Below are 19,091 nucleotides of genomic sequence, written 5' to 3' on the forward strand. Positions count from 1 at the left end.
CACCCCGAACCGTGACCGGAGTCACCGGCACCGCGCCGTGGCCCCGTCACTCCCAGCGGAAGAACCGCGCCGCCGCGCCGAGCCCCAGCACCGACCAGACGGCGAGGATGCCCAGGTCGCCCCAGGGCACGCCCGCACCGTGCTGGAGGACGTCCCGCAGGCCGTCCGAGAGCGCCGCGATCGGCAGCAGGCCGAGCACCGTGGCCACCGCGTCCGGGAACTTGTCCATCGGCACGATCACCCCGCCGCCGACCAGCAGCAGCAGGAAGACCAGGTTCGCCGCCGCGAGGGTCGCCTCGGCCTTCAGCGTCCCGGCCATCAGCAGGCCCAGGCCCGAGAAGGCGGCGGTGCCCAGCACCAGCAGAAGCAGCACGGCGAGGGGGTTGCCGTGCGGCGACCAGCCCAGCGCGAAGGCGATCACGGTCAGCAGGACCACCTGGAGCACCTCGGTCACCAGGACCGACAGCGTCTTGGAGGTCATCAGCGCCCACCGCGGCAGCGGCGACGCGCCGAGCCGCTTCAGGACACCGTAACGGCGCTCGAAGCCGGTGCCGATGGCCTGACCGGTGAACGCGGTGGACATCACCGCCAGCGCGAGGATGCCGGGCGCCAGGAAGTCGACGGGATCGCCGGCGCCGGTGTCCACGATGTCGACCGAGCCGAAGAGCACCAGCAGCAGCGCCGGGATGATCACCGTCAGCAGCAGCTGCTCACCGTTGCGCAGCAGCATCCGGGTCTCCAGCGCGGTCTGCGCGGCGATCATCCGGGACAGCGGGGCGGCGCCCGGGCGGGGGGCGTACGTACCGGCGCTCATGCGCGCAGCTCCTTGCCGGTGAGTTCCAGGAAGACGTCCTCCAGGGTGTGCCGCTCGACGGCGATGCCGTCCGGCATGACCCCGTGCTGGGCGCACCAGGAGGTGACGGTGGCGAGCAGCTGCGGGTCGATGGTCCCGGAGATGCGGTACGAGCCGGGGACCGGCTCGGCGGCGCCGGAGCCGTCCGGCAGCGCCTTGATCAGCGAGCCGAGGTCGAGCCCCGGGCGCCCGGAGAAGCGCAGGGTGTTCTCCGCGCCGCCCCGGCACAGCTCCTCGGGGCTGCCCTGGGCGACGACACGCCCGGCGTCGACGATGGCGACGTCGTCGGCGAGCTCCTCGGCCTCGTCCATGAAGTGGGTGGTGAGCACCGCCGACACGCCGTCCGCGCGCAGCTCGCGCACGAGGTCCCAGGTGGCGCGGCGGGCCTGCGGGTCGAGCCCGGCGGTGGGCTCGTCCAGGAAGACCAGCTCGGGGCGGCCGACGACGGCCATGGCGAGCGCGAGGCGCTGCTGCTGGCCGCCGGAGAGGCGCCGGTAGGTGGTACGGCCGCAGCTGCCGAGACCGAGGCGTTCGATCAAGCCGTCGACGTCGAGCGGGTGCGCGTGCAGCTTCGCCATGTGGCGGAGCATCTCCTCGGCGCGGGCGCCGGAGTACACGCCGCCGGACTGGAGCATCACGCCGATCCGGGGGCGGAGCCGTGCCGCGTCGGCGATCGGGTCGAGCCCCAGCACGCGGACGGTGCCCTCGTCGGGGCGGCGGTAGCCCTCGCAGGTCTCGATCGTGGTGGTCTTGCCGGCGCCGTTCGGGCCGAGGACGGCCGTGATGCCGGGGGCCGCCGCGAGGTCGAGGCCGGCGACCGCGGTCTTGGTTCCGTACCGCTTCACCAGGGAGGTGATCCGGACGACGGGCTCGCTTGTCATGGTGGGCAAGTCTAGGGCGTGCCTGATCCTTCCCGTCGGGCGGTCGGCGCCCGGCACGGCACCTCGCGGCGTTGTCGGACCGCCCGAGTACATCCCGTACTCGGGCGGTCCTCCGCCTTGCGATGCTCCTCACCGGACACCGCCCACTGATCCGACACGCATGGTCGGACACGGCCCGGCGCGTGCCGTCGAAGTGCCGTCTGCCGGGCGGGCGGCCCGGCGGGTCATCCCGGGAGTGGCGGCATTGCGTCATGGCGTGCGCTCGCCACCGGGCTCCGGGCGGGTCCGGCGACCCGCCGGAGGCGGGCGGGGACCGGCCGGGGCCGGGTCCGGGGCATCCCCCGGGGCCGGTCCTGGCCGGACCGGGCCGACGCGGCCGTGGGAGAGACTGGCGCGCATGCCTGCTCCAGGACATCAGCCGACACCCGCCGAGGAGGCGGAGCCCGTCACGCCTGGCTCCCGCGCCGGAACCGGGGGCCCCGCCGCCCCGGGCCCGGCCGCCGGCGACCCGGCCGACCGGTTGCGCGCCGTCTTCCTGCGGCTGGGCGACGACCTGCGCCGCGCGGAGGCCGACGCGGTCAGGTCGCTGGACGGCCTCCGGGGACCGGACACCCGGGCCGCGGGGGTGGAGATCGTCCAGGGGCGGCAGGCGCAGGGGCGCAGGGTCCTGGAACTGGAGCTGGGCGCGCGCAGGACCTTCGACGCCTTCCTGACCGGCCTCAACACCGTCACACCGGTGCCGGACACCCTGAAGTCCGCCGGAGGGCGGTGGGAGGGGGACGGGACCGCGCGGCACGACGACGGTCCGGCGGTCGGCTACCGCATCCTGGTCGACCGCGACTTCCTCGCCGAGCCCGAGGCGCTGCCCGCGCTGGAGGAACGGGTGCGCGCCGGGGAGCAGGTACGGGTGGTGGACAGCCCGCTGATGAAGCTCGCCGTGGCGGACGGGGAGGCGGCGATGGTCCAGGTCGGCCCGGACCTCTCGCTGCTGCTGCGGCCGCCCCTGGTGGTGCTGGCGGTCGAGCTGTTCGCGATGGCGTGGCGGCACTCCCGTCCGTATCTGCGCGAGGGCGGCGACCTGAGCCCGGCGGACCGGCGGATTCTGCAGCTGATGCTGTCGGGCCTGACGGACGCGGCGACGGCGAAGCAGGTCGGTACGTCGCCGCGCACCGTGCAGCGGCGGCTGCGCGCCCTCATGGACGCCGCGTCGGTGACCTCGCGGCTCCAACTGGGCTGGTACGCGATGCGCAACAACTGGGTCTGAAACACGTCCGGTTGAAGCATTCGGCACTGATGCCTGTCGGGTCCACGACAGCTTTGCGGGTGTCGCACACTCGCCACCGGCATTCCTTGTCCCGGTGAGCGGACGTGCGTCAGGATCCGGTCATCCCCCCGCACCTTCCTTTCCCTCCCCCCTCTTCTCCCTCTCTTCATCTCTGAGTTCCCATCGGCAACGCGGAGTTCGGCGTGCCCGGAAGCGGATCGTTCCGGCACCGGCCGACGCCGTCGCGGGGCGGTCGGCGACAGACCCGCAGGGCGGAAGGACCGTCCTGTCCCAAGGAGGTTCCGCAGGTGACGTACGACTTCCCGCGCAGGCGAAGACTGTTCGCCGTCGCGCTCACCGCGGTGATGGCGGTGCCGCTGCTCGGAGCAGCCCCCGCCGTCGCCGGGCCCACACCGCCGCCGGCGGCGGGCGAACTTCAGGACAAGGCGCAGAGCGAGGTCGTGCGGCAGCTCGACGAGCACGCCACCACGACCTTCTGGGTGCGGCTCGACTCGGAGGCCGACACCTCGGCCGCCCGCAGGACGAGGAAGAAGACCGACAAGGACCGCGCGGTCATCGCGGCGAAGACCGCGCACGCGGACAAGAGCCAGAAGGCGCTGCGCGCGCTGCTGAAGGAGGCGGGCGCGCACTACACCCCCTACTGGATCACCAACACCGTCGAGGTCACCGGCGACAAGGCGCTGGCGGAGAAGATCGCCGCCCGCCCCGAAGTCGCCTCCCTCGACGCCGACACGGTGATCGACCTGCCCGACACCGAGCCCGGCACGGCCGAACCCCGGGCCGACGGCGTCGAGTGGAACGTCTCCGCGATCAACGCGCCCAAGGTGTGGGACGACGTGGGGACGCGGGGGGAAGGCGTCGTCATCGGCAGCATCGACACCGGTGTCGACTACCTGCACCCCACGCTGACGCGCAACTACCGGGGCCTGAAGGCCGACGGCACGTACGACCACACCTACAACTGGTTCGACGCGACGGCCACGTGCCCGGGGAACGCCCCCTGCGACGACTACGGGCACGGCACCCACACGATGGGCACCATGGCCGGCGACGACGGCGAGGGCAACGCGATCGGGGTCGCCCCCGGCGCCGAGTGGATCGCCGCCAAGGGCTGCGAGGTGTCGGGCTGCTCGCAGGAGGCACTCCTCGCGGCCGGCCAGTGGATGCTCGCGCCGACCGACGCGATCGGGCAGAACCCGCGCCCGGACCTCGCGCCCGACATCATCAACAACTCGTGGGGCGGCGACGTCATCGACCCCTGGTACGAGTCGATGGTCCAGGCATGGCGCGACGCGGGCATCTTCCCGGCGTTCTCCAACGGCAACGCGGGCCCGAACTGCGCGACCGCCGGATCGCCCGGTGCGTACACCAACACCTACGCCTCCGGAGCCGTCGACAGCGACGGAAAGATCGCCGCGTTCTCCTCGCGCGGCTCGGGTGAGAACGGTGCGATCAAGCCGGACATCTCGGCCCCCGGTGTGGACGTCCGCTCGGCGGCGCCCGGAGGCGGCTACGCCGTCGAGTCCGGTACCTCGATGGCCTCGCCGCACACCGCGGCCACCGTCGCGCTGATGTGGTCGGTGTCCCCGGCGATCCGCGGTGACGTCGCCGCCACCGAACGCCTCCTCGACCAGAGCGCGACCGACGCCGACGACACCACCTGCGGAGGCACCGCGGGCAACAACAACGTCTACGGCGAGGGCCGGCTCGACGCGTACGCCGCGGTCGACGCCACACCGCGCGGCCCCCTCGGCGCGCTCACCGGCACCGTCACCACCGGCGGCACACCGCTCGCCGGCGCCACCGTCGAACTCGACGGCCCGATGTACGCCACCGCCACCACCGGTGAGGACGGCACGTACGCACTGCCGAAGGTGATGACCGGCGAGTACGCCGTCAAGGTCTCCAAGTTCGGGTACGTGACCGCCACGTCCACCGCCACCGTCACCGAGGGCGCCACCACGACCCGGGACGCGTCGCTCGACGTCGCGCCGCGCGCCACCCTGACCGGTATCGCGCGCACCCAGGGCGGCGTCGAGGCCGGGGCGACGATCGAGGCGACCGGGACCCCCGTCACCGCCACCACCGGGGGCGACGGCAGCTACACCCTCGAACTCCCCGCGGGCACATACCAGTTGAAGGCCACCCCGACCTCCCGCTGTGCCACCGCAGGCGTGTTCGCGACCGAGCTCGCGGCCGGCGCCAACAGCAAGGACCTCCTGCTGCCCAGCCGCAGCGACAAGTTCGGCACCACCTGCCAGGCCACGAAGGACTCCGCCTTCCCGACGGGCACCACCAAGCTGACCACGGGCGGCGACTACGACGGCGGGGCAGGCATCACGTTCCCGTTCCCCGTGGCGCTCTACGGCAAGACGTACCGCGCCGCCTCCGCGAACGTCGAGGGGTACCTCTCCTTCGAACAGTCCGCCAACCTCTCCGCGAACCGGGCGCTGCCCTTCACCGGCCTGCCCAACGGATCGCTCTACCCCTTCTGGGACGACCTGCAGCTCGCCACCGCCGACGGCGGCCTGTACTGGGCGACCCGCGGCACCGCCCCGCACCGCGAGGTCGTCGTCGAGTGGCGGAACATGGTGACGACCAGCGCGCGCACCCAGAAGCTGAGCTTCTCCGTGGTGATCGGCGAGGACGGCACGTACTCCTTCCACTACCAGAACCCGGCCGGAGGCGCGTACGCCCGCGGAATCGGGGCCACCATCGGCGCGGAGAACGGGGACGGCACCGACGCCCTGCAGTACGCGTACAACCAGGACGCCGTCACCGACGGACTCGGCATCACCTTCCGGCCCGAGCACAGCGCGGCGCTCTCCGGCACGGTGACCGACGCCAACGACGGCAAAGCCCTCTCCGGAGCCGCCGTCACCGTCTCCCGCGGCGGCGAGCAGGTCGCCACCGGCACCACCGGGAGCGACGGCGCCTACCTCGTGCAGGTCCCGGCGACCGGCAGGGCCGACTACGTGGTGACGGTCTCGGCCGCCCACTACACGGCCGCCACCCGCACCGTCCCGCTCGCCGCCCACTCCGCCGAGCGCGCCGCCACCGCGCTGAACACCGGCGTGGTCACCGCCACCCCGAAGTCGGCGATGACCCTGATCGTGCCCGTCGGCCAGGCCCGGCAGCGCACCCTCACCCTGGCCAACTCCGGTTCGGCAGCCGACTACACGGTCCAGGAGGCGGGTGGCGCACGCTGGTTCGCCGCCGCCCCGGCCGCGGGCCGCCTCGCCAAGGGCGCGCAGCAGCAGGCCGTGCTGACCTTCGACACGACCGGTCTCGCACCCGGCACCGTGCTCAAGGGCACCGTCGTCATCGCCTCCGACAGCGGCCGGACACCGGAGACCAAGGTGCCGGTGACCCTGATCGTGCCCGCTTACCAGGCGGCGCTCGACGCGGGCGCGGGCAAGGCGTTCACCGACCACGACGGCGACACCTGGGGGCCGGACCAGAAGTACACGGCGGGCTCGTACGGCTTCGTCGGCAGCTCGGCCAAGGTGAGCACCACCAACGCCATCGAGGACACCGCCGACCAGAAGCTGCTGCGCACCGCTCGCGAAGGCGCTCTCGAATACCGCTTCGACAACGTGCCCGACGGCGTCTACCGGATCGACCTCGACTTCGCCGAACTCGGTACCACCGGCGCGGGCGGACGGGTCGAGGACGTGCTGGCGGAGGGCGCCCTCCAGGTGCCCGATCTCGACATCGTCCAGGAGACCGGCGGCAGTTACCGCGCGCTCACCAAGACGCTGACCGTCACGGTCACCGACGGGCAGCTGAACCTGCGCCTCGTCCGCGTCGCCGGCGCGCCGACACTCGTCAACGCCGTACGGATCACCCAGCGGCCGGACCTCGGCCCGGTCGGCTGACGCACCGTCACCCACCCTGCCCATGCGTGTATCCGGGCGGCGGCGGCACCCGCCGCCGCCCGGCCGGAGGAGGAGCTCGACGTGAACCGACGCAGACCCCGGTGGCGAGGACTGTTCGCCGCCGCACTGGCCACCGCCGTGGGAGTGCCCTTCCTGGGCGCGCTGCCCGCCGCGGCCGACCCCGCACCGACACCGGCCCCGCTGCTCCGTAAGGCGGAAAGCCAGGTGCTGGAGGACCTCGGCGCCCGCGACCGGACCTCGTTCTGGGTCCAGCTCGACTCGGAGGCCGACACCTCGGCCGCGAGGAAGGCCACCACGAAGACCGGCCGGGACCGCGCCGTCATCCAGGCGAAGACCGCGCACGCGGACAAGAGCCAGAAGGCGCTGCGCGCGCTGCTGAAGGAGGCGGGCGCGCACTACACCCCGTACTGGATCACCAACACCGTCGAGGTCACCGGCGACAAGGCGCTGGCGGAGAAGATCGCCGCCCGCCCCGAGGTCGCGGCGATCCGTGCCGACGACGCGGTCGAGCTCCCGGTGCCCCTCGACGCCACGACGGAGCCCACGGTCGACGGCGTCGAGTGGAACATCGACCGGATCAACGCGCCCGAGGTCTGGAACGAGTTCGGCGTACGCGGCGAAGGCGTCGTCATCGGCAGCATCGACACCGGCGTCGACTACCGCCACCCGGCCCTCGCGGCCACCTACCGGGGACTGCGCGCCGACGGCTCGTACGACCACGCGTACAACTGGTTCGACGCCGTGGGCAGTTGCGCCGGCGACGCCCCCTGCGACGACCAGGGCCACGGCACCCACACCATGGGCACCATGGTCGGCGACGACGGCAACGGCAACGCGATCGGTGTCGCACCCGGCGCGAGCTGGATCGCGGCCAAGGGCTGCGGGACCACGGACTGCCCGCAGTCCGCGCTGCTCGCGGCCGGCCAGTGGATGCTCGCGCCGACCGACGCCGACGGCGAGAACCCCCGCCCGGACCTCGCCCCCGACGTCATCAACAACTCCTGGGGCGCCGACAGCCTCGACACCTGGTACCAGGCGATGGTCCAGGCATGGCGCGACGCGGGCATCTTCCCGGCGTTCTCCAACGGCAACGCGGGCCCGTCCTGCGACACCGCGGGCGTCCCGGGCGCCTACACCAACACGTACTCCTCCGGCGCCTTCGACAGCAGCAACAAGATCGCCGACTTCTCCTCGCGCGGCCCCGGCGTCGGCGGCACCGTCAAACCGAACATCACCGCGCCCGGAGTGAACGTCCGCTCGGCGGCCCCCGGCGGCGGATACGTCGCCACATCGGGAACCTCGATGGCCTCGCCGCACACCGCCGCCACGGTGGCCCTGATCTGGTCGGCCGCCCCCGCGCTCCGCGGTGACGTCGCGGCGACCGAGGCGCTCCTGAACGACTCCGCGATCGACGTGGACGCCACCTCCTGCGGCGGCACCGCGGACTTCAACAACATCTACGGCGAGGGCCGGCTCGACGCGTACGCCGCGGTCCTCGCCGCCCCGCGCACGGACGTCGGAGCCCTCACCGGCACCGTCACCACGGACGGCGACCCCGCCGCCGAGGTCCACGTCGACGTGGACGGACCGATGCACGCGAGCGTCCGTACGAAGGCGGACGGCACCTACGCGCTCCCGCGCCTGGTCGCCGGTGACTACCGGGTGACCGTGAGCAAGTTCGGCTACGTCACCGACGCGGCGACGGTCACCGTCACCGCGGACGCGACCGTCACCCACGACGCGGCGCTCACCACCGCCCCCACCGGCACCGTGAGCGGCACGGTGACCAGCGCGTCCGGCCTCGAGGCCGACGTGACGGTCAAGGTCCAGGGCACCCCGGTACGCGTCGAGACCGGTGCCGACGGCAGGTACACGCTCACCGTGCCCGTCGGCAGCTACCGGTTCAGCGTGACGCCGCTCAACCACTGCGCGGCCGCCGTCGGCATCACCGTCACCGTGGCCAAGGGCGCCACCACCAGGAACATCGCGCTCGCCGCCCGTACCGACGCCTTCGGCACCACCTGCCGGCAGACCGGCGAGGCGTACCCGACGGGCGACACCGCGTTGGCCCTCAACCCCCCGACGGGCTCCTACGCGGCCGTCACCCTTCCCTTCCCGGTCGCCCTGTACGGGCACGTCTACGACAAGGGCTGGGTGACCCGCGACGGGCAGCTGGTCTTCGGCTCCCTGTACATGGGGGACAACGGCAGCCTGCCCAGCACCACGGGAGCCAACGGCGCGCTCTCCCCGTTCTGGGACCAGCTCGCCACGGACTCCTCCTCCGGCGTGTACACGGCCGTGCGGGGCACCGCACCGCACCGCGAGTACGTCGTGGAGTGGCGCGACATGCTGCTGGCCAGGAACACCACCCAGCGCATCGGATTCGCCGCCACGATCAGCGAGGACGGCACGTACACCTTCCACTACCAGGGCATCGGCGAGGGCGCCTTCGAGCACGGGACCGGGGCCACGATCGGCGCCGAGAACCACGACGGCACCGACGGCTTCCTCTACTCCTTCGACGAGAGGTCGCTGCGCGACTCCATGGCGATCCGGTTCCGGCCCGAGGGACACGCCGTCGTCTCCGGCACGGTGACCGACGCCAACGACGGCAAGCCGGTCCCCGGCGCCACCGTCACGGTCACCCGGAGCGGGACCACGGTCGCCTCCCTCGCCACCCGCGCCGACGGCGGCTACCTGGCGCAGATCCCGGCGACCACCGCGGTCAGCCACCGGATCGCGGTCACGGCACCCCACTACATGGCCGGGAACACCACGGTCACCCTGGAGAGCCTGTCCGCGGTCGGCACCGCGACCGCGCTGCGCACCGGCGCGGTGTCGGTCGCCGCCGGCGCCCCCGGGAAGCTGATCATGCAGGTCGGTGAGCGGCGCGAGCGCACCCTCACCCTCGCCAACAGTGGCTCCCCGGCCGCGTACTCCGTCACCGAGAAGAGCGGCGCGAGCTGGCTGAAGGCGTCCCCGGCGTCGGGCAGCCTGGCCACCGGAGGCCGGACGAACGTCGTGCTGACCTTCGACACCTCGGGGGCCGCGCCCGGCACGGTGCTGACCGGCACCCTCGTCGTGACCTCGGAGAGCGGCCGCGCGCCGTCCCTCTCGCTGCCCCTCGCCGTGGTGGTGCCCGCCTACCGGAAGGGGATCGACATCGGAGCCGACACCTCCTCGGTGGACGCGCTCGGCGACACCTGGTCGCCGGACCTCGCGTACGCGGACGGTTCCTACGGCTACACCGACCGGACCACGGTCCTCACGTACACCCGGCAGGACATCGTGGGGGCCGCCGACACCCGGGTGCAGCAGCTGCTGCGCTCCGGCCGTCAGGGGGTGACCGACTACCGCTTCGACGCCGTTCCGAACGGCGTCTACCAGGTGGAGCTGGGCTTCGCCGAGCCCGTCGCGGTGAAGCCCGGGAGCCGGGTCTTCGACGTGACGGCGGAAGGGGTGGAGAAGGTGTCCGACATCGACATCCGCCTGGAGTCGGGCGGCGTCCGCACGGCCCTCGCCAAGACCTTCACGGTGAAGGTGACCGACGGGCGCCTGGACGTGGGACTGTCCGCGGTCACCGGCGAGACCCTGATCAACTCGATCCGGGTGACCCAGCGGCCCGACATGTCCTGATACACGCCCGGGTTCCGAGGGCCTGTCCGGCGTTCTCGCCGGGCGGGCCCCCGGCGTGTCCGGGGCTGTCCCCGCGCGGCTCCGGGGAGGCCTGATTAGGTAACCCTAAGTGATGGATTCCACGTTGATCGTTCCGGACCGTGGTTGTCATACCGCTCCGAATTACGCAACAATGGCGTTGTGAAATACGTCGGCGAGGCTCCGCAGGAGGAACTCGCGACCGGTGAGCGCCCGACGCGCAACCGGATCGCGCGCTCCGTCCTGGACCACGGCCCGTCCACCGCCGCCGACCTCGCGAAGCGACTCGGACTCACCCAGGCCGCCGTCCGGCGCCACCTGGACGCCCTCGTCTGCGACGGCGTCGTCGAACCCCGCGAGCAGCGGGTGTACGGCGCACGGACCCGCGGCCGGCCCGCCAAGGTGTTCGCCCTGACGGACAGCGGCCGGGACGCCTTCGACCAGTCGTACGACAAGCTCGCGGCCGAGGCGCTGCGCTGGATCGCCGAGACCGCGGGCGACGAGGCGGTCGTCGCGTTCGCCCGCTCCCGGATGGCCGCCCAGGCGGAGAAGTACCGCGCGGCGGTCGAAGCCGCGGCCCCCGAGGACCGGACAACGGCCCTCGCCAGGGCTTTGTCCGCGGACGGGTACGCTGCTACGGCGCGCAGCGCGCCGGGCCCCCAGCAGGCCGAGCAGCTCTGCCAGCACCACTGCCCGGTCGCGCACGTCGCCGAGCAGTTCCCGCAGCTGTGCGAGGCGGAGACGGAGTTCTTCTCCGAGCTGCTCGGGACCCACGTACAGCGTCTGGCCACCCTCGCCCACGGCGACGGCGTGTGCACGACGTACGTCCCCAAGGGCGGTCCCGGCGGCGGTACCACCGACGCCGGCGCGCCCGCACGGACCACCACCACCTCAGTATCAGCAAGCACTGCCGGGAGGAACCCCGCATGACGCTCCCTACGGAGACTGCCCACCCCGAACTCGAGGGCCTGGGTACGTACGAATTCGGCTGGGCCGACTCCGACGCGGCAGGCGCGGCGGCCAAGCGCGGCCTCTCGGAAGATGTCGTCCGTGACATCTCGGCCAAGAAGAACGAGCCCGAGTGGATGCTGAAGCTCCGCCTCAAGGGCCTCAAGCTCTTCGGCAAGAAGCCCATGCCGAACTGGGGCTCGGACCTGTCGGGCATCGACTTCGACAACATCAAGTACTTCGTGCGGTCCACCGAGAAGCAGGCGGAGTCCTGGGAGGACCTGCCCGAGGACATCAAGAACACGTACGACAAGCTCGGCATCCCCGAGGCGGAGAAGCAGCGCCTCGTCGCCGGTGTCGCCGCGCAGTACGAGTCCGAGGTCGTCTACCACCAGATCCGTGAGGACCTGGAGGAGCAGGGCGTCATCTTCCTCGACACCGACACCGCGCTGAAGCAGCACCCGGAGCTCTTCAAGGAGTACTTCGGCACCGTCATCCCGGTCGGCGACAACAAGTTCGCCTCGCTGAACACGGCCGTGTGGTCCGGTGGCTCGTTCATCTACGTGCCCAAGGGCGTCCACGTCGACATCCCGCTCCAGGCCTACTTCCGTATCAACACGGAGAACATGGGCCAGTTCGAGCGGACGCTGATCATCGTCGACGAGGACGCGTACGTCCACTACGTCGAGGGCTGCACCGCGCCGGTCTACTCCTCGGACTCGCTGCACAGCGCCGTGGTCGAGATCATCGTGAAGAAGGGCGGCCGCTGCCGCTACACGACCATCCAGAACTGGTCGAACAACGTCTACAACCTGGTCACCAAGCGCGCCGTGGCGTACGAGGGCGCGACCATGGAGTGGGTCGACGGCAACATCGGTTCCAAGGTCACCATGAAGTACCCGGCCGTCTACCTCATGGGCGAGCACGCCAAGGGCGAGACGCTCTCCATCGCCTTCGCGGGCGAGGGCCAGCACCAGGACGCCGGCGCCAAGATGGTCCACATGGCCCCGAACACCTCGTCCAACATCGTCTCCAAGTCGGTGGCGCGGGGCGGCGGCCGCACCTCCTACCGCGGCCTCATCGAGATCGGCGAGGGTGCGCCGGGTGCGAAGTCCAACGTGCTCTGCGACGCGCTGCTCGTCGACACGATCTCGCGCTCGGACACCTACCCGTACGTCGACGTCCGTGAGGACGACGTGTCGATGGGCCACGAGGCGACCGTCTCCAAGGTCTCCGAGGACCAGCTCTTCTACCTGATGAGCCGCGGACTCACCGAGTTCGAAGCCATGGCGATGATCGTGCGCGGGTTCGTCGAGCCGATCGCCAAGGAGCTCCCGATGGAGTACGCCCTGGAGCTGAACCGGCTGATCGAGCTGCAGATGGAGGGCTCGGTCGGCTGATACGGCCACCCGCCGTACGCCCGTCCGAACCCCCTACGTCCAGACTTAAGAAAGCGAGCACTACGACAGCCATGGCTGAGGCTCAGAATTCCCCGGTGGGCTCCACCACCGCCGGTTCCATCGCGGTGGCCGCCGAGTCGACCGTCGCCACGCGCATGAGCGCCCCGCCCTCCTTCGACGTGGCGGACTTCCCGGTCCCCCACGGCCGCGAGGAGGAGTGGCGTTTCACGCCGCTGGAGCGCCTGCGCGGGCTTCACGACGGCACCGCGGTGGCGAACGGCGGCGGCGTGAAGCTCGCCGTCGAGGCGCCCGAGGGCGTCACGGTGGAGACCGTGGGCCGCGACGACGCCCGGCTCGGCCGGGCCGGTGTCCCGGTGGACCGGGTCGCCGCCCAGGCGTACTCCGCGTTCACACAGGCGTCGGTCGTCACGGTCGCGAAGGAGGCCGTGCTCACCGAGCCGGTCCGGATCGCGGTGCACGGCGAGGGCGGTACCTCCTACGGCCACCTGCTCGTCGAGGTCGGCGCCTTCGCCGAGGCGGTCGTGGTCATCGACCACACCGGCGACGCGGTGCTCGCCGCCAACGTCGACTACGTCCTCGGCGACGGCGCGAAGCTCACCGTCGTGTCCGTCCAGGACTGGGACGACACCGCGGTCCACGTCGGCCAGCACAACGCGCTGATCGGCCGCGACGCCTCGTTCAAGTCCGTCGTCGTCACCTTCGGCGGCGACCTGGTCCGGCTGCACCCCCGGATCGCGTACGCCGGCACCGGCGGCGAGGCCGAGCTGTTCGGCCTGTACTTCACGGACAAGGGCCAGCACCAGGAGCACCGCCTGCTGGTCGACCACAACACCCCGCACTGCAAGTCCAACGCGGTGTACAAGGGCGCCCTCCAGGGCGACGGGGCCCACGCGGTCTGGATCGGGGACGTCCTCATCCAGGCCAAGGCCGAAGGCACCGACACCTACGAGATGAACCGCAACCTGGTTCTGACCGACGGTGCCCGCGTCGACTCGGTGCCGAACCTGGAGATCGAGACCGGCGAGATCGTCGGCGCCGGCCACGCCTCGGCGACCGGCCGCTTCGACGACGAGCAGCTGTTCTACCTCCAGTCCCGCGGCATCCCGGCCGAGGAGGCCCGCCGGCTCGTCGTGCGCGGCTTCTTCGCCGAACTGGTGCAGCAGATCGGCCTGCCGGACGTCGAGGCGCGCCTGCTCGACAAGATCGAGGCAGAGCTGAAGGCGTCCGTCTGATGGCGTTCGTCAAGGTGTGCGCGCTGAGCGAGCTGGAGGACGACACTCCCAAGCGGGTGGAGCTCGAAGGCACCGCCGTCTCGGTCGTCCGTACCGAGGGCGAGGTGTTCGCCATCAACGACATCTGCTCGCACGCCAATGTGTCGCTGTCGGAGGGCGAGGTGGAGGACTGCATGATCGAGTGCTGGCTGCACGGCTCGTCCTTCGACCTGCGCACCGGCAAGCCGTCCGGCCTTCCCGCGACGCGCCCCGTCCCCGTTTACCCCGTAAAGATCGAAGGGGACGATGTGCTCGTCTCCGTCACCCAGGAGTCCTGAGTCACCCATGGCAACGCTTGAAATCCGCGACCTGCACGTCACCGTCGAGGCCGACAACGCCACGAAGGAGATCCTCAAGGGCGTCGACCTGACCGTGAAGCAGGGCGAGACCCACGCCATCATGGGCCCCAACGGGTCCGGCAAGTCCACCCTGGCGTACTCGCTCGCCGGTCACCCCAAGTACACGATCACGAGCGGCACCGTCACCCTCGACGGCGAGGACGTCCTCGCGATGTCCGTCGACGAGCGCGCCCGCGCCGGCCTGTTCCTCGCCATGCAGTACCCGGTCGAGATCCCCGGCGTCTCGGTCTCCAACTTCCTGCGCACCTCCGCCACCGCCGTCCGCGGCGAGGCCCCCAAGCTCCGTACGTGGGTCAAGGAGGTCAAGGAGACGATGGCCGGGCTCCAGATGGACCCGGCGTTCGCCGAGCGCAACGTCAACGAGGGCTTCTCCGGCGGTGAGAAGAAGCGCCACGAGATCCTCCAGCTGGAGCTTCTCAAGCCGAAGGTCGCCATCCTCGACGAGACCGACTCCGGCCTCGACGTCGACGCCCTGCGCGTCGTCTCCGAGGGCGTCAACCGGGTCCGCGAGACGGGCGAGGTCGGGACCCTGCTGATCACCCACTACACCCGGATCCTCCGCTACATCAAGCCCGACTTCGTGCACGTCTTCGCCAACGGCCGCATCGCCGAGTCCGGCGGCGCCGAGCTGGCCGACAAGCTGGAGAACGAGGGCTACGAGGCGTACGTGAAGGGTGGCGCTTCCGCGTGACTGACGCCCGCAAGGGGCTGACCGGCCTCCTCGACACCGAGGCGATCCGCAAGGACTTCCCCATCCTGGGCCGCACGGTCCACGACGGCAAGAAGATCGTGTACCTGGACAGTGCGGCGACCTCGCAGAAGCCGCGCCAGGTGCTCGACGCTCTCAGCGAGTACTACGAGCGGCACAACGCCAACGTCCACCGCGGTGTGTACACGATCGCCGAGGAGGCCACCGCGCTGTACGAAGGCGCCCGCGACAAGGTCGCCGCCTTCATCAACGCGCCGAGCCGCGACGAGGTCATCTTCACGAAGAACGCCTCGGAGTCGCTCAACCTCGTCGCGAACATGCTCGGCTGGGCGGACGAGCCCTACCGGGTCGACCGCGACACCGAGATCGTCACCACCGAGATGGAGCACCACTCCAACATCGTCCCGTGGCAGCTGCTCTCGCAGCGCACCGGCGCGAAGCTGAAGTGGTTCGGCATCACGGACGACGGCCGGCTCGACCTGTCCAACATCGACGAGATCATCACCGAGAAGACGAAGATCGTCTCCTTCACCCTGGTCTCGAACATCCTGGGCACGATCAACCCGGTCGAGCAGATCATCCGCCGCGCCCAGCAGGTCGGCGCGCTCGTCTGCATCGACGCCTCGCAGGCCGCCCCGCACATGGTGCTCGACGTGCAGGCGCTGCAGGCCGACTTCGTGGCCTTCACCGGCCACAAGATGGTCGGCCCGACCGGCATCGGCGTCCTGTGGGGACGGCAGGAGCTCCTGGAGGACCTGCCGCCGTTCCTCGGTGGCGGCGAGATGATCGAGACCGTGTCGATGCACTCGTCGACATACGCCCCCGCACCGCACAAGTTCGAGGCGGGTACGCCCCCGATCGCGCAGGCCGTCGGCCTCGGCGCGGCCGTGGACTACCTCACCTCCATCGGCATGGAGAACATCCACCGCCACGAGCAGGCGATCACCGAATACGCGGTGGCGCGGCTCCTGGAGGTGCCGGACCTGCGGATCATCGGCCCCACCACGGCCGAGAACCGCGGCGCCACGATCTCCTTCACGCTCGGCGACATCCACCCGCACGACGTGGGCCAGGTCCTCGACGAACAGGGCATCGCGGTCCGGGTCGGCCACCACTGCGCGCGGCCGGTCTGCCTGCGGTACGGAATTCCCGCGACCACGCGGGCGTCGTTCTATCTGTACTCCACGCCCGCCGAGGTCGACGCCCTGGTGGACGGTCTGGAGCACGTACGGAACTTTTTCGGTTAATGGGCACAGTGGCTGAGGGCTGACGGGTGAAACTGGATTCGATGTACCAGGAAGTCATCCTGGATCACTACAAGCACCCCCACGGGCGCGGCCTGCGGGACGGCGACGCCGAGGTGCACCACGTCAATCCGACGTGCGGCGACGAGATCACGCTCCGCGTGCGGTACGAGGGCGACACCCTCGCCGACGTCAGCTACGAGGGGCAGGGCTGCTCGATCAGCCAGGCCAGCGCCTCGGTGCTGAACGAGCTGCTCGTCGGCAAGGAGCTCGACCAGGCGCGGAAGATCCAGGACGCGTTCCTGGAGCTGATGCAGTCCAAGGGCCAGCTGGAGCCCGACGACGCGATGGAGGAGATACTGGAGGACGCGGTCGCGTTCGCCGGAGTCTCCAAGTACCCGGCTCGCGTCAAGTGCGCGCTGCTGAGCTGGATGGCGTGGAAGGACGCGACGGCGCAGGCGCTGTCCGAAGGGGAGACCTCATGAGCGAGAACGAGACTGTGGCACTGAAGCCGGCCTCCGAGGAGGAGGTCCGCGAGGCGCTGTACGACGTCGTCGACCCCGAGCTGGGCATCGACGTCGTCAACCTGGGCCTGATCTACGGCATCCACATCGACGACGCCAACATCGCCACCCTCGACATGACGCTGACGTCCGCGGCCTGCCCGCTGACCGACGTCATCGAGGACCAGGCGAAGTCCGCGACCGACGGCATCGTCAGCGAACTGCGGATCAACTGGGTCTGGATGCCGCCGTGGGGCCCGGACAAGATCACGGACGATGGCCGCGAGCAGCTCCGCGCGCTCGGCTTCAACGTCTGAGCATCGTTCCGTGCGGTACTGAGGACGGCCCCCCGGCCCACCACGAGTGGACCGGGGGGCCGTCCTCGTACTGTTCGCCCGCCGTACCGATGACGTGTGTCCCTCGTTGGCCCTGGAGCCGGAACCTGTTCCGCGACACCCCCGCCGACGAGAGGTACGCAGTGACGCACCAGCCTTCACCCAGCCACCGCCGGGCAGCCGCCGCAGCGGCCGGAATGCTCGCGCTCGCCGCCCTGGGGCTCACCGCCCCCGCGCACGCCGCCTCCTACGGGACGCCGACCATCGCCCTGTCGGCGACCTACCTCTCCGGCGCGGTCGGTGCGACGGGCGCCGCCGGCACGACCGTGACCGTCACCGTCGCGCAGAGCGGCGCCGACGCCACGGCGCTCACCGTCGCCGCCTCCGCCAGCTCCAGGACCTCGGTCGCCGCGACCTCGGACGTGACCGTGACCGGCACCGGCGCGACCCGCCAGATCTCCGTCACCGCGCACACCCGCGGCTACACCGACCTCACCATCAAGGTCACCGGCCTCGGCGGCAAGACGGCCACGAAGAAGCTGTACTACGCCGCGTCGGCCGCCGTGCAGAACGCCGCCGACACCCGCTACCTCACCGGCTCCTCCGACGCCTCGGCCGCCGTCGACGTCGGTGACGGCTACGCGGTCGTCGCCGACGACGAGTCGAACGTCCTGCGCCTCTACAATCTCGCCGTCTCCGGCGCGCCCGTGAAGACCTGGGACGTCGGGTCCAAGCTCGGGGCGGACAAGGAGATCGACATCGAGGGCGCGGCCCGGGTCGGCAACACCGTCTACTGGACCGGCTCGCTCGGCAACAACAAGGACGGCGAGTACAAGGAGGACCGCAACACCGTCTTCACCACTACCGTCTCCGGCTCCGGTGCCTCCACCGCGCTCACCGTCGGCAGCTCGTACAAGAAGCTCCGCGACGACCTCGTCGCCTGGGACGAGGCGAACGACGGCCGGTACGGCTTCGCCGACGGCACCGAGGACGGCCAAGCGCCCAAGCAGATCGACGGGTTCAACGTGGAGGGCCTGGAGTTCGCGCCCGGCTCCACCACCACCGCGTACGTCGGCTTCCGCGCGCCCCTCGTGCCGCCGAAGTCCGGCGGCAAGGGCCTGATCGTGCCGGTGACCAACTTCGACAAGGTCGTCGGCAGCGGCGCCAAGGCGGTCTTCGGCACCCCGATCGAGCTGGACCTCGGGGGCCTCGCGATCCGCGACATCAGGAAGAACGCGGCGAATCAGTACCTCATCGTCGCCGGCTCCTGGGAGGCGGACGACAACTCCGACCCGTACGCCCTCTACAGCTGGGACGGCGTCGCCGGCCACGCCCCCGTCAAGCGCACCGGCCTGCCCACCACCGACCCGGGCGGCTGGGAGGCCGTCGTCTCGGTGCCCGACCTGACGGTCGCGGGCACCCGCGCCCAGCTGATCACCGACGCCGGGGCGGCCGACCTCTACGGGGACGGCACGGAGGCGAAGGACCTGGACCACGCCGAGTTCAAGAAGTCCCGCGCCACCTGGTTCACCGTCGGCGGCTGACCGGATTCCGGGCGGACGGCCGAAGGACGCGCGGAGCCCGAGGACCGGCCCCGGGGGAGCGGGCCCGGTGAACGGTCCCGGGTGAAGGCCCCCGGGCGAACGGACCCTGGCGGGTCGGGGTCCGTTCATCCGGGGAACATCCGCCCGCCCGGTTGTCTCCGCCGGGGGAGGGCATCCTTAGGCCC

Annotated in this window: 14 protein-coding genes; 12 read left to right on the forward strand and 2 right to left on the reverse strand. The window is 71.2% G+C overall.

Annotation, left to right across the window (positions count from 1 at the left end; genetic code table 11):
* Positions 1-46: 46 nt before the first annotated feature.
* Together ACFZAX_RS24570 and ACFZAX_RS24575 are read right to left on the reverse strand one after the other, a co-directional pair.
* The gene (locus ACFZAX_RS24570; RefSeq protein WP_390964191.1) at positions 47-814 is read right to left on the reverse strand and encodes an ABC transporter permease; all 768 of its coding nucleotides are present in this window, start codon (positions 812-814) and stop codon (positions 47-49) included.
* Entirely contained in the window at positions 811-1,734 is a 924-nt protein-coding gene (locus ACFZAX_RS24575) for an ATP-binding cassette domain-containing protein (protein WP_390964193.1), read from the reverse strand. The genes ACFZAX_RS24570 and ACFZAX_RS24575 overlap by 4 nt, the downstream gene beginning before the upstream one ends.
* Before the next feature lie 397 nt (positions 1,735-2,131).
* Here ACFZAX_RS24575 and ACFZAX_RS24580 point away from each other — a divergent pair, with 397 nt between their 5' ends.
* The 12 genes from ACFZAX_RS24580 to ACFZAX_RS24635 all read left to right on the forward strand — a co-directional run bounded on the left by ACFZAX_RS24580 (position 2,132) and on the right by ACFZAX_RS24635 (position 18,906).
* A complete protein-coding gene (locus ACFZAX_RS24580) occupies positions 2,132-2,998 on the forward strand; it encodes a LuxR family transcriptional regulator (protein ID WP_390964195.1) in 867 nt (288 codons plus the stop codon).
* 308 nt (positions 2,999-3,306) lie between these two features.
* On the forward strand, positions 3,307-6,897 hold the full coding sequence (locus tag ACFZAX_RS24585; RefSeq protein ID WP_390964197.1) for a S8 family serine peptidase: 3,591 nt from the start codon (positions 3,307-3,309) through the stop codon (positions 6,895-6,897).
* Between the two features lie 81 nt (positions 6,898-6,978).
* The gene (locus ACFZAX_RS24590) at positions 6,979-10,554 is read left to right on the forward strand and encodes a S8 family serine peptidase (protein ID WP_390964199.1); all 3,576 of its coding nucleotides are present in this window, start codon (positions 6,979-6,981) and stop codon (positions 10,552-10,554) included.
* Positions 10,555-10,734: 180 nt separating this feature from the next.
* Positions 10,735-11,502: an ArsR family transcriptional regulator gene (locus tag ACFZAX_RS24595; protein WP_390964201.1), complete on the forward strand. Its 768-nt coding sequence runs from the start codon at positions 10,735-10,737 to the stop codon at positions 11,500-11,502.
* On the forward strand, positions 11,499-12,920 hold the full coding sequence (sufB, locus tag ACFZAX_RS24600) for a Fe-S cluster assembly protein SufB (RefSeq protein ID WP_390964203.1): 1,422 nt from the start codon (positions 11,499-11,501) through the stop codon (positions 12,918-12,920). Before ACFZAX_RS24595 ends, sufB begins: the two co-directional genes overlap by 4 nt.
* Positions 12,921-12,991: 71 nt before the next feature.
* Positions 12,992-14,173: a Fe-S cluster assembly protein SufD gene (gene sufD, locus ACFZAX_RS24605; RefSeq protein ID WP_390964205.1), complete on the forward strand. Its 1,182-nt coding sequence runs from the start codon at positions 12,992-12,994 to the stop codon at positions 14,171-14,173.
* Positions 14,173-14,490 (forward strand): bifunctional 3-phenylpropionate/cinnamic acid dioxygenase ferredoxin subunit, encoded by a 318-nt coding sequence (locus ACFZAX_RS24610; RefSeq protein WP_327175110.1) that lies wholly within the window; start codon positions 14,173-14,175, stop codon positions 14,488-14,490. Before sufD ends, ACFZAX_RS24610 begins: the two co-directional genes overlap by 1 nt.
* A 7-nt stretch (positions 14,491-14,497) precedes the next feature.
* On the forward strand, positions 14,498-15,262 hold the full coding sequence (gene sufC / locus ACFZAX_RS24615; protein WP_390964207.1) for a Fe-S cluster assembly ATPase SufC: 765 nt from the start codon (positions 14,498-14,500) through the stop codon (positions 15,260-15,262).
* Complete coding sequence (locus ACFZAX_RS24620) at positions 15,259-16,527, forward strand: SufS family cysteine desulfurase (RefSeq protein WP_390964208.1); 1,269 nt, start codon at positions 15,259-15,261, stop codon at positions 16,525-16,527. Before sufC ends, ACFZAX_RS24620 begins: the two co-directional genes overlap by 4 nt.
* Before the next feature lie 26 nt (positions 16,528-16,553).
* Positions 16,554-17,009 (forward strand): Fe-S cluster assembly sulfur transfer protein SufU, encoded by a 456-nt coding sequence (sufU, locus tag ACFZAX_RS24625; RefSeq protein ID WP_390964210.1) that lies wholly within the window; start codon positions 16,554-16,556, stop codon positions 17,007-17,009.
* Entirely contained in the window at positions 17,006-17,344 is a 339-nt protein-coding gene (locus tag ACFZAX_RS24630; protein WP_266703120.1) for a metal-sulfur cluster assembly factor, read from the forward strand. The genes sufU and ACFZAX_RS24630 overlap by 4 nt, the downstream gene beginning before the upstream one ends.
* Positions 17,345-17,559: 215 nt before the next feature.
* Positions 17,560-18,906 (forward strand): hypothetical protein, encoded by a 1,347-nt coding sequence (locus ACFZAX_RS24635; protein ID WP_390964403.1) that lies wholly within the window; start codon positions 17,560-17,562, stop codon positions 18,904-18,906.
* Positions 18,907-19,091: the final 185 nt, after the last annotated feature.

This window comes from Streptomyces sp. NPDC008125, assembly GCF_042957125.1.
GTDB lineage: Bacteria > Actinomycetota > Actinomycetes > Streptomycetales > Streptomycetaceae > Streptomyces.

Bases quoted from the DNA above. Each gene is read 5' to 3' on its own strand.
- ACFZAX_RS24570 (WP_390964191.1), bottom strand. From the start codon at position 814: ATGAGCGCCGGTACGTACGCCCCCCGCCCGGGCGCCGCCCCGCTGTCC.
- ACFZAX_RS24575 (WP_390964193.1), bottom strand. From the start codon at position 1,734: ATGACAAGCGAGCCCGTCGTCCGGATCACCTCCCTGGTGAAGCGGTAC.
- ACFZAX_RS24580 (WP_390964195.1), top strand. From the start codon at position 2,132: ATGCCTGCTCCAGGACATCAGCCGACACCCGCCGAGGAGGCGGAGCCC.
- sufB (WP_390964203.1), top strand. From the start codon at position 11,499: ATGACGCTCCCTACGGAGACTGCCCACCCCGAACTCGAGGGCCTGGGT.
- sufD (WP_390964205.1), top strand. From the start codon at position 12,992: ATGGCTGAGGCTCAGAATTCCCCGGTGGGCTCCACCACCGCCGGTTCC.
- ACFZAX_RS24610 (WP_327175110.1), top strand. From the start codon at position 14,173: ATGGCGTTCGTCAAGGTGTGCGCGCTGAGCGAGCTGGAGGACGACACT.
- sufC (WP_390964207.1), top strand. From the start codon at position 14,498: ATGGCAACGCTTGAAATCCGCGACCTGCACGTCACCGTCGAGGCCGAC.
- ACFZAX_RS24630 (WP_266703120.1), top strand. From the start codon at position 17,006: ATGAGCGAGAACGAGACTGTGGCACTGAAGCCGGCCTCCGAGGAGGAG.
- ACFZAX_RS24635 (WP_390964403.1), top strand. From the start codon at position 17,560: ATGCTCGCGCTCGCCGCCCTGGGGCTCACCGCCCCCGCGCACGCCGCC.